Origin of the sequence: Actinomadura sp. NPDC048394 (assembly GCF_040651755.1) — a bacterium.
Taxonomy (GTDB): domain Bacteria; phylum Actinomycetota; class Actinomycetes; order Streptosporangiales; family Streptosporangiaceae; genus Spirillospora; species Spirillospora montaniterrae.
In genome coordinates, this window is record NZ_JBEZJL010000019.1 from 137,227 (window position 1) to 149,942 (window position 12,716).

At 72.8% G+C, this 12,716-nt stretch carries 8 protein-coding genes; 4 read left to right on the forward strand and 4 right to left on the reverse strand.

The window, feature by feature from the left end:
• Positions 1–16 precede the first annotated feature (16 nt).
• The 4 genes from AB0C78_RS16190 to AB0C78_RS16205 all read right to left on the reverse strand — a co-directional run bounded on the left by AB0C78_RS16190 (position 17) and on the right by AB0C78_RS16205 (position 8,432).
• On the reverse strand, positions 17–727 hold the full coding sequence (locus AB0C78_RS16190; RefSeq protein ID WP_360747784.1) for a hypothetical protein: 711 nt from the start codon (positions 725–727) through the stop codon (positions 17–19).
• 178 nt (positions 728–905) lie between these two features.
• Entirely contained in the window at positions 906–2,744 is a 1,839-nt protein-coding gene (locus AB0C78_RS16195; protein ID WP_360747787.1) for a M1 family aminopeptidase, read from the reverse strand.
• Positions 2,745–2,821: 77 nt separating this feature from the next.
• Positions 2,822–5,281, reverse strand: coding sequence for a M4 family metallopeptidase (locus AB0C78_RS16200; RefSeq protein ID WP_360747790.1), 2,460 nt, complete (start codon positions 5,279–5,281; stop codon positions 2,822–2,824).
• Positions 5,282–5,519: 238 nt separating this feature from the next.
• Positions 5,520–8,432, reverse strand: a complete 2,913-nt coding sequence (locus AB0C78_RS16205) for an AAA family ATPase (protein ID WP_360747793.1) — start codon at positions 8,430–8,432, stop codon at positions 5,520–5,522.
• A 312-nt stretch (positions 8,433–8,744) separates the two neighbouring features.
• Here AB0C78_RS16205 and AB0C78_RS16210 point away from each other — a divergent pair, with 312 nt between their 5' ends.
• The 4 genes from AB0C78_RS16210 to AB0C78_RS16225 all read left to right on the forward strand — a co-directional run bounded on the left by AB0C78_RS16210 (position 8,745) and on the right by AB0C78_RS16225 (position 12,659).
• Positions 8,745–9,740 carry a Gfo/Idh/MocA family oxidoreductase gene (locus AB0C78_RS16210; protein ID WP_360747796.1) on the forward strand — a complete coding sequence of 332 codons (996 nt, stop codon included), beginning with the start codon at positions 8,745–8,747 and terminating at the stop codon, positions 9,738–9,740.
• Entirely contained in the window at positions 9,737–10,720 is a 984-nt protein-coding gene (locus AB0C78_RS16215) for an inorganic phosphate transporter (RefSeq protein ID WP_151544936.1), read from the forward strand. The genes AB0C78_RS16210 and AB0C78_RS16215 overlap by 4 nt, the downstream gene beginning before the upstream one ends.
• Positions 10,717–11,376 carry a DUF47 family protein gene (locus AB0C78_RS16220; RefSeq protein WP_360747799.1) on the forward strand — a complete coding sequence of 220 codons (660 nt, stop codon included), beginning with the start codon at positions 10,717–10,719 and terminating at the stop codon, positions 11,374–11,376. The genes AB0C78_RS16215 and AB0C78_RS16220 overlap by 4 nt, the downstream gene beginning before the upstream one ends.
• An 86-nt stretch (positions 11,377–11,462) precedes the next feature.
• The gene (locus tag AB0C78_RS16225; RefSeq protein WP_360747802.1) at positions 11,463–12,659 is read left to right on the forward strand and encodes an ABC transporter substrate-binding protein; all 1,197 of its coding nucleotides are present in this window, start codon (positions 11,463–11,465) and stop codon (positions 12,657–12,659) included.
• Positions 12,660–12,716: the final 57 nt, after the last annotated feature.

Consider the following 12,716-nt stretch of genomic DNA (forward strand, 5'->3'; position numbering starts at 1 on the left):
GACCTTTCCAGGCCCGTCAGTCAGGCTCGCCTGGCCATGCCTCCGGGGGGTCGCCGAAAGCGCGACGACTGGCCTTCACGGCCAGGGCCGCCACGGCGGCGTTGGCGCCGCCGCCGATCACGGCGCCGATGCCGAACGGCGCCACCCTGCCCAGGACGATGACCCCCTGCTTGGTCCCGTACTTCGTGATGAAGTGCTTGCCCAGGACCTTGTTGATCTGACGCAGCGCGTCGGCGGGCACCTTGGCGACGATCTGCTTCGCCCAGTGCTTCCCCGTGACCTCGGCGGCCTTGGAGATGGTGCCGGAACCGGACCCGCCGAGCAAGATCCCCATCACGATCGTCCGGCGCCGTTCGAGCTCGTCGATGGGGACTCCGTGGACCTCGGCCACCGAGAGCGCGAAGAGGACGCTCAGCTCGAGGGACGAGAAGGTCTCGCCCGCCGTCAGCGCCAGCGCGACTCCCGTGCCGACCCCCGGCGCGGCCGCGGTCCCTCCGACCGCGGCGCCCGACCCGGTCAGGGCGCTGACGTACATCCGCTCCAGGTTCCGGATGACCTGCGCCGGTGACGCGTCCGGGTTCCGCTGGCGGGCCCGGGCGATGTTCTTGCGCACCAGCGGGCTCTGCAGGTCGATCGCCTTGTCCAGGAGGTCGAGGACTCGCTGCCCGCGTCCGGCCGGCTCCGGCTCCGGCCCCGGAACCGGTTCGGCGAGCGCATCTGTCGTCATGCCTGGAACTCCTCGGATCGTCACCTGGCGGTGGGGGGCTCTTACTCAAGCAGCCGAGTGGATCTCGTACCAGGCGGATCAGGCCACCGACCGGTGGAAAGGCCGAAGGCGGCCAACCTCCTCAAGGGCGCGGAGGCGCACGGCGGGCGCGTCGCCCGGCGTGCGCCTCGCCGGGGGGTCAGCCTTCTATGCGGTGTTGGGTCCAGAAGGAGGTGAGGTCGGTCGTGGTGGCCGCTTGGGCGGCCTTCTTGAACTCGGCGGTGGTGGAGATGCCGTACCAGTGGCTCTGCGCGTAGGTCTTGAGCAGGTTCGCCATGGCGGAGTCACCGATCACGCGCTGCAGGTCGTGCAGGGCGCACTTGCCGTAGTCGTAGACGACGGTGGAGTAGCGGGACGAGTGCGCGTCCCAGTACGCCATCGCGTTGGTGATCTTTTCGTCGGACGACGCCCAGGAGACGTTGTTCCAGCAGCCCGCGCCGCTGATGCCGCGGTACAGGTCGGTGGCGTAGTCGGCGAACGCCTCGTCCAGCCAGGGGTGGTTGTACTCGTCGTCGCCGACGATCCCGTACCACCACTGGTGCGCCAGCTCGTGCGGGAGCGCGACGTTGCTGACCAGGTCGAGAACGAACCCCGGGTACTCCATGCCGCCGAACCAGAAGTTGTTGTCGAGGATCGCGTCGACCTCGCCGTACGGGTAGGCGCCGAAGCGGCCGGAGTGCGCGTCGATCGCGTCGGTGGCGAGCGACAGCATCTGCTGGGCGCTGGACTGGCTGATGCCGCTCACCCAGTACATGTTCACCGTGACGCCGTTCGGCGAGGTGGCGGAGATCTTGGAGAACGGGCCCGCGCCCCAGGCGAACTCGCGGACGTGCGTCGCGGTCGCGGTCGTGACCGTCCGGCCGGACGAGCCGGGGGTGTCGACCGAGGTGCCGGTGGCGGGGACGGAGAGGGAACTCGGGTGGTCGAGCGTCACCTTGTAGTCGCTCGCCAGCCCGTAGAACGACTCGCCGTTGTTGGTGTACGGGTCGAGGTGCCAGCCGTCGCCGTCGTGGACGGCGAGGACGGGCAGCGCGTTGCCGAGGAAGTTGTACGCCCCGTCGTGCCCGAACCGGTCGGCGCCGGACGGCACCGCGATGGCGAGGTCGAACGCGACGGTCCCGCTCTGCCCCTGCGGCAGCGGGTTCGGCAGCGTCACCTTCATGGCGGTGCAGCCGACCGAGAGGGCGGACGCGGTGCCTCCGGTCACGTTGGTGACGGTGATGGGGGTGCTGGACGGGCAGGTGCCGTGGGCGTTGTCCCACAGCCGCAGGTAGACCTCGGAGAGCGGGGCGGAGTCGGTGTTGGTGAACGCGACCGACTCGTGGCCCTGCCAGTTGGCGCCGGACGTGTCGCTGGTGAGGTTGACGGTGTAGGACTGCGAATCGGGGGTGCGGGTGCCGTCGCCGGTCGGCGGGGGAGTGGTCCCGCCGGAGACGTCGAGGGCGACGTCGTCGAGGACGAAGCTGGTCTGGGCGCCGGAGTCCTCCGTCCCGGTGAAGGTGAGCGTGACGGTCCTGCCCGCGTAGGCGGACGCGTCGAGGCTCTTCTTCACGTAGCCGGAGGCGGCGTCGAGGTTGGTGTAGGTGGCGACGGTGTCGCCGCCCATCTTCACGGCGAGCTTGTCGTAGGCGGTGCCGGGCGACTCGTCGGTGTCGACATGCAGGTAGAACGACAGGGTCGCCTTGCAGCCGGCGGGCAGCGTCACGGACTGCGACGCGGTGTCGGTGTGGGACGAGCCGTAGCCGTCGAGCCAGGCGAAGTGGGTGCCGGAGTGGGCGCTCTCACCGCTGCCGTTGGCGGACACGACGCCGGACGTGGTCGTCCACGGTGAGGTGCCGCTCTCGAACCCGCCGTTGGAGACGACCTGGGCGGACGAACAGTCGGTGAAGGTGGTGGCGTGTGCGGGCGCGGTCGCCGCGGCCAGGCCGGCCGCCGCGGTCGCCACGGCGGTGGCGGCGGCCAGGAGTCTGCTGTTCATGGTGCTCCTTGCTCATGACTGTCGCCGGTCCCCCAGCGGAGGGGACCGGCGACAGAGCGGGGGCTGGGGTTAGCGGGTCAGCCGGCGTTCAGGGCCACGTCGTCGAGGACGAAGCTCGTCTGGAGGTAGGCGTCCTCCGTGCCGGAGAAGGAGAGCGTGACCGTCTTGCCCGCGTAGGCGGACAGGTCGACGGTCTTCTGCGCGTAGCCCGAGTTGGCGTCGAGGTTGGAGTAGGACGCGACGGTCGTGCCGTTGGCCTTGACGGTCAGCTTGTCGTAGGCCGTGCCGGGCGACTCGTCGGTGTCGATGTGCAGGTAGTAGGTCAGGGTCGCCTTGCAGTTCGCCGGGATCGTCACCGACTGCGTGGCCGAGTCCGTGTGGGACTGCCCGTAGCCGTCGAGCCAGGCGAAGTGGGTGCCGGAGTGGGCGCTCTCGCCGCTGCCGTTGGCCGAGACGACGCCGGACGTGGTGGTCCACGGCGAGGTGCCGCTCTCGAACCCGCCGTTGGTCACCTTGTCGCCGGGCGCGGAGCAGCCGCCGCCACCGGGCGGGTTGACCGTCCAGTTGAAGGTGGCCGTGCCGGTCTGGCCGGAGGTGTTCTTGGCGGTGACCGTGACGGTGCTGGTGCCCGCGGTGGTCGGGGTGCCGGAGACGACGCCGGTGCTCGCGTTGATCGTCAGCCCGGCCGGCAGGCCGGTCGCGCTGTAGGTTAGCGCCTGCCCGTTCGGGTCACTGGCCTTGATCTGCACGCTCACGGGCTGGCCGACGGTGCTGGTCTGGTCGCCGGGGCTGGTGACCGTGGGGCCGCCGCCCTGGCCGGGGCAGGTGCCCGGGACGGGGTCGGACCCGGTGACGCTGACCGCCGCCCACGCGGCGTTGATGGTGTTGTACTCGGTGCAGTGCGTGCCGTACAGGTCGGCCGCGGCCTTCAGCGAGTCGGTGCGCGCCTGCGCGTAGTTCTCGTTGCTGTTGGCGTACGACGCCAGGGCCTTGTACCAGATCTTGGCGGCCTTGTCGTTGCCGATGCCCGTGACCGTGGAGCTGTTGCAGGTCGGGCTGTTGCCGTAGCCGTGGTCCCCGCTGCCGACGGCGGCGAGGAAGAACCAGTGCGCGAGCGGGCCGAGCGAGTAGTGCGGGTCCAGGCTGCCGTTGCTGCTGCTGTAGCAGTCGGGCGAGTTCCCGTCGAGCGACGGGTGGTACATCCAGCGCAGCGGCTGGTTGTCGCCGTTGATGTTGATCAGCTCGCCCATGGTGTAGTCGGGCGTGTCGTTCGGGTTGTTGGCGTAGAACTCCACCATCGTCCCGAAGATGTCGCTGGTGCCCTCGTTCATCCCGCCGGTCTCGCCGTTCTCCTCCCAGCCGACGAGGGCGCCGCTGACGCCGTGGCTCATCTCGTGGCCGGCGACGTCGAGCTCGACGAGCGGGCGGGCGTTGCTCTGGCCGTCGCCGTAGGTCATCTGGGTGCCGTCCCAGAACGCGTTGACGTAGGCGTTGCCGTAGTGGGTGCGGGACGGGACGCCGCGGCCGTCGCCGAAGATGCCGCTGCGGCCCTGGACGTTCTTGTAGTAGTCGTAGGTCATCGCGGCGCCGTAGTGGGCGTCGACGCCGGCGGAGGCAGGGTCGCTGTTGGTGCCGTTGCCGAAGGTCCCGGTGGTGTTGCTGAAGGTGGTCCCGGTCCCGGACGTGGCGTGGTTGAGGTTGGTGGTGTAGCCGTTGCCGTGGGACGGGTCCTTCATCGTCCACGTGCTGCCGGACTGCGTCAGGTCGAGGTTGACCGTCCCGACGTAGATGCCGTGGCCGGTGCCGGCGGTCAGCGCGGCCCGCGGGGCGGCGGGGGCGGCGGGAGCGGCGGCGCGGACGCCGGCGGGAGCGATGGTGTCGATCTCGTCGCTGCTCTGGAGGACGCGGCCCTTGCGGGCGTCGACCATGACGTGCAGCCTGCTCGGGGTCTGGTCGGCCTTGGTGCCGGACACGACGGTCTCCCAGACCAGCGTGGCGGACCGGCCGTCCATCTTGATCGCGAGCTTGGGCGCGGAGACCGCCGAGACGGTGCCCTTGATCTGCTTGCGGGCGAGCGCGGCGGCGTTCTGGGAGCTGACGGCGGGGGTGGTGCGGATCGCGCCGGAGGTGGCGGACGCGGTCTCCAGCGTCCGGTAGGAACCGTTGGGCTTGAGGTGGACGATGAGGTCGCCGCCGTAGACGGGCAGCCCCTTGTAGGTGCGGTCGAAGCGGACGTCGGCGGCGCCGTCGCGGCTGACGGCGACGGTCCGGACCTTGAACGCCTGGCCGCTCGCGCGGTGGGCGCGCGCGCCGTGCGCGTCGAGGGCCTTCTGCGCGTTCTTGATGGCCTTCTTGCGGGTGGACGGGGCGGGGTTCAGCGTGAAGTCGGCCTTGGAGAACGCGTTCGGGCCGGCGGGCTGCGACTTGGCCTTGGGGGTGGGCCGCGGGGTGGCCGCGGCCTGTGGTGCGACCGCGACGCCGGTGAGGGCGATCAGCGCGGCCGCCGATGAGGCGATCGCGATTGTCCGTTGGGACATGGGGGTGGTTGTCCTTTCACCACTGAAGCGGGTATCCCGTGGTGACGGGGGTGGACGTCCGGGCGCCGCGACATCCGCTCCCTTCTGCGTGATTTGCTTCAAGCCGGGCATCACGGACAAGCGCGAGTCTGTGGACACGTGAGCGTTTGCAGAAGCCTCACGGCGAACGCATAGGGATATCCCTATGGCCGCGGGCACACCCCGCCCGCGGGCCGGAGGAACTCAGCCGAACCGCAGGTCAGCGGCCGGACACCGCCAGCCGCGCGACGTCCACCCGGGAGCGGACGCCCAGCTTGCGGAACGTCCGGGTGAGGGCCGCCTCGACGGTCTTCACGCTGAGGAAGAGCCGGGACGCGATCTCCCGGTTGGTCGCGCCCTCGGCGACCAGCACGGCGACCTCCCGCTCGATGTCGGTGAGGACGTCCAGCGGGTGGGCGCCCGCGGACCTGTCCCGCTCCGGGCCCTGGTGCTCGTGCCTGCCGTGGTCGAGGTCCCGCAACTCGTCCTGGACGAGGTCCAGCCAGGGTTGGGCCTGCGCGCGGGCGAAGATGTTCCGCGCGCGCTGCAGGTCGGTGCGCCCCGCGTCCGTGTCTCCCGTGCGCGCGCGCAACAAGCCCAGCTCCAGCCAGGCCCGTCCCTCCTCCAGCCGATACGGCAGGGCCTGCGACTGCTCGACCGCGCGGACGAGCCCGTCCAGCGCGCCGTCCCGGTCGCCCTCCGCCGCGCGGACCAGCGCGGACGAGCGTTCCAGCACCGCCAGGACGCTGCGCCGCCCGAGCCGCGACGCCTGCGCCCTCGCCTCGGCCAGCACGTCCGCCGCGTCCTTCGTCCGGCCGACGGCGACGAGCGCGTCGGCGAGGTCGGCGTGCCAGCGGCGCACCGCCGGGTCGCCGAGCCCCTGCGACGTCTCCATCAGCCGGACCCGCTCCAGGATCCGCACCGCGGCGGCGGCGTCGCCGAGCCGCAGCCGCACCTGCGCCTCGGCGTGCAGCGCGCGCGGCAGGAACAGCAGGTCACCGTCGCTCTCGCTGTGCTGGAGCGCCTGCTCCGCCGCGGTGAGCGCCCGTTCGAGGTCGCCGCCCGCCGCCTCCGCCAGCGCCAGCGCGTACCACGACGGGCCCTGGCTCAGCCCGGAGTCCTCCGCGAGGTCGAGGCTCTGCCGGGCGAGGCTGAGCGCCTGCCGGCAGCGGCCCCGGTGGATCTCCACCTGGCTCATGCAGAACTGGCTCAGGCACAGGCTCTCGACGACGCCGCGCTGGCGGACGCCGTAGATCAGCGTCCGCAGCTCGTTGCGGGCCTCCTGCAGCCGGTCGTGCAGCAGGTGGTGCCGGTGCTTGAGGTAGATCGGCCCGTTGTGGTGCCACATGACCTGCGGCTCCTGCGGGTCGGCGAGCGCCCGGCGCAGCGTCTGCTCGCCCTCCGGGCGGCCCAGGAAGAACTCGATGTTCGCCTGCTTGGTCAGCGCGAGCAGCTCCGTCGCCCGGTCCCCGGCGACGGCGGCCAGCTCGGCGGACCGGCGCGCGTGCTCCAGCGCGGCCTCCGCCGAGCCCAGCACCATCCACGCCCGCCAGCTCAGCCGGTAGTGCAGCGGGGCGAGCAGCTCCGGCTCGCCCCGCGCGTCCTCCATCGCGCGCGGGAAGACCTCCTCCACCTCCGCCAGCGCCTGGCCGGAGGAGTCCATCACGACCATCCAGGCGCGCACCCGGTCGCGCGGCCGCGCGGTCGTCTCCAGCACCAGGTGCGCCAGCCGCCGCGCCAGCGGGTAGTCGCCCGCCGCGACGGCGTCCTCCGCCGCGCGCAGCCGGCGGCCGGCCTCGGCGTCCCGCTCGGTCTCGGGGGTGTGGTCGGCGGCCAGCTCGCCGAGGTGCGCCGCCGTCGCCAGGCCGCCGCGGCGGCGCGCCACGGCGGCGGCGTCCTCCAGCGTCCCGGCGATCCGCCGGTCCCGGCCCGAGGTCAGCTTCGCCAGGTGCAGGGCCCGCTCCACCGGATCGCGGACGGCCTGCGACAGCGCCGCGTGCGCCGCCTTCCGCTCGACGGCCTCCGCCTCGGCGTAGATGACGGCCGACAGCAGCGGGTGGGTGAACCGGATCTGCCCGCCCGCGTCCACGTCCACGATGCCCTGCCGTTCGGCCTCCGCCAGGTCCGCGCCGCCGGCCCGGCGCAGCAGCTCGACCGACGGGCGGCTCGCCGCGCTCGCCATCAGCAGCGTCTCGCGGGTGGCCCGGGGCAGCGCGCTCACCCGCTTCTGGATGAGCACCGACAGGCTCTGCGGGATCGGCAGGGCGCCGCCCGGCGCGCGGCCGTCGTCCAGCGCGCCGCTCTCCACCGCGCTGCGCGCGAGCTCCACGGCGAAGAACGGGTTCCCGCCGCTCGCCCGGTGGATCCGGGCCAGCTGCGAGCGCGGCCAGGACCGGCCGAACCGGTCCGCCAGCAGCGCCGCGAGCTCCGCCGCCGTCATCGGCGGCACCTTCAGCGTCAGCACCGGCTTCGGGCACAGCCCCGCCGCGTCCCGCCACTGCCCGCCGGACCCGCGCGGGTCGCCGAACGACGCCCGGACGGAGACGACCATCCGCAGCGGCGGCGCGAGCCGCCCGGCCCGCCGCGCGACGAACGCGAGCAGCTCGCCGGTCGGCCGGTCCAGCCACTGCGCGTCGTCGACGAGGACGAGCCCGGGCCGGTCGGCGCACAGCATCCGCAGCGTGTGCAGCACGCCGAGGCGCAGGCACAGCAGGTCGCGCTCGCCGATCGGGACGTCGTGCAGCAGCAGCGCGGACCGCAGCGCGCGGCGCTCCGGCTCGGGCAGCCGGTCGACGACCTCGTCGGCGCCCTGCGCGACCAGGTCGATGAGGCCGAGGAACGGCAGGTGCCGCTCGGTCTCGGCGGGGCAGCACGCGAACACCCGGTGCCCGGCCGCGGCGTACTCGTCGGCGAGCGTGGACACGAGCGTGGACTTGCCGATCCCGGTGGGGCCGACGAGCAGCGCCCCGCCGCCTCCGGCGAGATGGCCGCGCACGTCGTTCAGCACGTTCTCCCGGCTCGGCGCCGGGGCGCCGCGGACGCGCTGGAGCCGTTCCCCGTCTGTTGCCGGAGGACGCGCAGGTGGGACGATGCCCATCGCGTCTCCGCCGGCCGGCCGGATCGCATGCCTCATCGCGTGGCCTCCGCACCGCCTGGGTCGGCGTGTGAACCCGTCGCGGACGGTAACCCGCTCCGCAACGGCAGTCAAGATCCCGGTGGCGGTCCGGCCGGGACGGCCCCGGCGGCCTCCGGAGACGCCCCCGGCGGCGGTCATGACTTCAAGTCAGTACGTCCATATGTAAGAACAAAGTATTGACTGGCCCTCGCCTGGCGGATACAAATGTGCCCCAAGCCACACAGATGACGAGAAGGTGAACAGAGGGTGAACACTCTCTGAACTTCACGTGACACGCCATCCCCTCGACCGGGCCATTGGAGGCACACCATGCGGGTCGGACTGTTGGGCGCGGGACGGATCGGGGCCTGGCACGCCCGGTTCCTCAGCGGACATCCGGCGGTCGGGGAACTGGTGATCGGCGACGCCGACGCGCGCCGCGCCGAGGCCCTCGCCGGTCCGCTCGGCGCCCGCGCCGCCGACCCCGACGCGGTGCTCGCCGCCGGCCCGGACGCGGTGCTCATCGCGACGCCCACCTCGACCCACGCCGACCTGCTCGTCCGGGCCTGCGAGGCGGGCGTGCCCGCGTTCTGCGAGAAGCCCGTCGCCCCCGACCTGCGCACCACGCTGGAGGTGCGCGACCGCGTCGCCAAGACCGGGGTGCCGGTGCACATCGGCTTCCAGCGCCGCTTCGACGCCGGGTACGCCGCCGCCCGCCAGGCGGTGCTGGACGGCCGGCTCGGCGACCTGCACCGCGTCCACCTCGTCACCGCGGACCCGGCGCCGCCGCCCGCCGAGTACGTCGCCTCGTCCGGCGGGATCTTCCGGGACTGCCACATCCACGACTTCGACATCCTGCGCTGGGTCACCGGCCGCGAGGTCGAGTCGGTGACGGCGGTGGGCGCCAACCGCGGCGACGGCTACTTCGCCGACGCGCACGACGTCGACACCAGCGCGGCCGTCCTGGTGCTGGACGACGGCACGATCGCGACGATGCAGGGGTCCCGCTACAACGGCGCCGGCTACGACGTCCGGATGGAGCTGTCCGGCACCGCCGGGACGTGGGTGGTCGGGCTGGACGAGCGGGCCGCGCTGCGGTCGGCCGAGCCGGGCGTCGACTGGCCGTCGGGGGACGCGTGGACCAACTTCTGGGACCGGTTCGAGCCCGCTTACGCGAGCGAGATTGGAACGTTCCTAGACATGGCGCGGGGCCACGCGGACAGCCCCTGCACCGTCGACGAGGCCCTGGAGGCGCTGCTCATCGCCGAGGCCGCCACCGTGTCGCTGCACGAGGAACGCCGCGTCCGGACCGCGGAGCTGCGATGATCTGGGCCATCGCGTTCGGCGCCGTCGCCCTCGCCTTCGTGTGGGTGACCGGCGTCAACGACGGCGCCGCGCTGCTCGGGCTGAGCGGCCGCTACCCCCGCTCGCCCGCGCCGCTGCTGATGCTGCTCGTCCTGCTGCCGCTGGTGCTCGTCCCGCAGCTCGCCGGCACCGCCGTCGCGCGGACCTTCACCGAGCGGCTCGCCGACCTCGGCGACCCGCACGGCGCGGTCGCGTTCCTGCTCGGCGTCACGGTCGCGCTCGGCGTCGTCGGGCTGCTGTCCCGCAAAGGCCTGCCGACCAGCCTCACCCTCGCGATCCTCGGCGGCATCGGCGGCGCCTGCCTCGGCATGGGCCTGCACGTCTCCTGGGACGGCCTCGCCACCGTCCTGCTCATCGGCGCGGCCGCTCCGCTCGTCGGGACGACCGTCGGCTACGGCCTCGGGCTCGCCTCGCGGCGGGTCCCCTCGTTCGCCGGCATGCCGCGCGCCGTCCGCACCGCCCACGTCGTCGCCTACGGCGCGCAGTGCGCCGCCTACGCCGCGAACGACGGGCAGAAGATGCTCGCCGTCGTCAGCGTCGCCCGCCAGGTCGTGACGACGCGGCGGCTCGGCGCGGTCGGGCCCGTCCAGCCCGCGCCGCTGATGCTGCTGCTGATCGCGGTGGTGTTCTGCGCGGGCGCGCTGAGCGCGGTGCACCGCGTGGGGGAGCGGCTCGGGCGCGGCCTCGTCCTCGCCCGCCCGCTGCACGTCGTCTCGACCGAGGCCGCCGCGGCGGCGTCGGTGGCGGCCAGCTCGCTCGCCGGCGCGCCCGTCAGCATGACCCAGTCCGTCACCGCCGGCGTCGTCGGCGTCGCCGCCAGCGAGGGCGCGTCCCGGGTGCGGTGGCAGAACGTCCTCGGCATCGGCGCGGCCTGGCTGTTCACGCTGCCGCTGGCGTTCGCCGCCGGCGCCGCCGGCGGCCTCGCCGCGAGGGCGCTGTGAGCGCCGCGGTGCGGCCCGCGCGCCGCTTCCGGCTCGTCTGGGACGACCTGCGCGGCCGGTCCGGGAACCGGGTGATCGACCAGGTCGGGCGGCAGATCCGCGCCGTCCGCGACGGCGCCGAGCTGGCCCGCGCGATGGCCGCCGGGCGCACCCCGCCCGCCGACGCGCGCGCCCGGATGGCCGAGATCGAGCACGCCGGCGACGCCGAGCGCGCCGCGCTCGCCGCGATGCTGCGCGGCGTGCTCGCCACCCCGATCGACCGCGAGGACCTGTTCCGGCTGTCGCGGTCCGTCGACGACATCCTCGACAACCTGCGCGACTTCGTCCGCGAGGCCGACCTGTTCGGCCCGCCGGACCTCGACTTCACCCTCGCACCGCTGGACGCCGTCCTCGACGGGCTGACCGCCCTCGACGGCGCCGTCCGGAAGGTCCTCGCCGAGCCCGCCGCCGTCACCCTCGCGGCGCTGGGCGCGCGCAAGGCCCGCAACCGGGTCCGGGAGACCCGGCAGGCCGAGCTGGCCCGCCTGTTCGCCGGACCGCTCGGCATCGACGTCCTGCGCGGCCGGGAGCTGCTCGCCCGGCTCGACGCGGTCGGCCGCCGCCTCGGCGAGGCGGCGGACGCGCTGTCGGACGCGATGCTCAAACGAAGTCACTGACCCCGCCGTCACCGAATGACCCCGCTGTCACCGCATGAGAGCCGCAGGTCGGGGGCCCGCGGATGCACACCGAGGAGAGAACTCACATGATCCGCACCATTCCCGCCGGGCGCCGCGCCCGGGCCGGTGCCGCGGCGGCCGCCGCCGTCGCCACCGCGCTGCTGAGCGCCTGCGCGCCGTCGACCAGCGGGCAGGCCGGCGGCGAGGGGACGCCGCTGCCGTCGGTGACCGTGGAGGACGCCGCGTCGTTCAAGCTGGACGACCTCGTCGCCGCCGCCAAGAAGGAGGGCAGCGTGCTCGCCTACGACGGCAGCGGCGACGTCAAGGACATGGCGGAGGCGTTCACGAAGAAGTACGGCATCAAGGCCGAGGGCGTGAAGTCCAAGGCCGCCGACACCGCCGAGAAGATGACCCGCGAGGCGCAGGCCAAGAACGTCACGATCGACGTGAACCTGTTCGAGGACGGCCCGATGCTCGTCGGGCAGCTGCTGCCGCAGCAGATCGTCAAGACGTGGATCCCGCCGGACCTCGCGCCGCACATCAGCGAGGCGAACCGCAACCCGCTGATGATGATCTCCAAGGCGTACGTGTTCGTCTACAACTCCAAGCTCAGCCCGCAGGGCTGCCCGGTGAAGAACATCTGGGACGTCACCGACGCCAAGTGGAAGGGCAAGGTGATGCTGCAGGACCCGCTGGGCAAGGAGGTCTTCACCCAGTGGTTCACGCAGATGGCCAAGCAGGGCGGCGACAAGCTCACCGCCGCCTACGAGCAGCTCGGCAAGGGCAAGCTCAAGCTGTCCGAGGACGACCCGGCGCACGAGTGGGTGAAGCGGTTCGCGCAGAACTCGCCGGTCCTGACCACCGAGGACGAGGACGTCGCCGCCGGGGTCGCCGCCCCGAACCAGACGCAGCAGCGCATCGGCCTGCTCTCCATCGCGAAGTTCCGCGACCTGGAGGAGAAGGGCTACCAGATGAAGGTCTGCGAGGGCATGAACCCGTGGGTCGGGTTCGCCTACCCGAAGTTCGCGACCATCGCGACCGGCTCCAAGCACCCGAACGCCGCGAAGCTCTTCGTGCACTTCGCGATGGAGAAGGAGGGCTTCGACCTGGAGGCCCACGCCGGCGGGGTGTCCGGTAACGACGCGGTCGGCGTCAGCAAGAACAACCCGCCCGGGCTGACGGACTGGAACACGCAGCTGTACCAGTTCTCCGCGAGCCAGCTGATCGCCGACTTCCGTGCCCGCCAGGACATCAAGGACTTCTGGCGGCTCAACCACCACTGATGTCCCGTCCGGCGGGCCGCCCCGAGCGGCGGCCCGCCCCGCCCGCACCCCCGCGGT

What these genes read in the sequence shown, in the direction of transcription:
- AB0C78_RS16225 (WP_360747802.1), top strand. Translation starts at nt 11,463, where the DNA reads ATGATCCGCACCATTCCCGCCGGGCGCCGCGCCCGGGCCGGTGCCGCG.
- AB0C78_RS16215 (WP_151544936.1), top strand. Translation starts at nt 9,737, where the DNA reads ATGATCTGGGCCATCGCGTTCGGCGCCGTCGCCCTCGCCTTCGTGTGG.
- AB0C78_RS16205 (WP_360747793.1), bottom strand. Translation starts at nt 8,432, where the DNA reads ATGAGGCATGCGATCCGGCCGGCCGGCGGAGACGCGATGGGCATCGTC.
- AB0C78_RS16210 (WP_360747796.1), top strand. Translation starts at nt 8,745, where the DNA reads ATGCGGGTCGGACTGTTGGGCGCGGGACGGATCGGGGCCTGGCACGCC.
- AB0C78_RS16195 (WP_360747787.1), bottom strand. Translation starts at nt 2,744, where the DNA reads ATGAACAGCAGACTCCTGGCCGCCGCCACCGCCGTGGCGACCGCGGCG.
- AB0C78_RS16190 (WP_360747784.1), bottom strand. Translation starts at nt 727, where the DNA reads ATGACGACAGATGCGCTCGCCGAACCGGTTCCGGGGCCGGAGCCGGAG.
- AB0C78_RS16200 (WP_360747790.1), bottom strand. Translation starts at nt 5,281, where the DNA reads ATGTCCCAACGGACAATCGCGATCGCCTCATCGGCGGCCGCGCTGATC.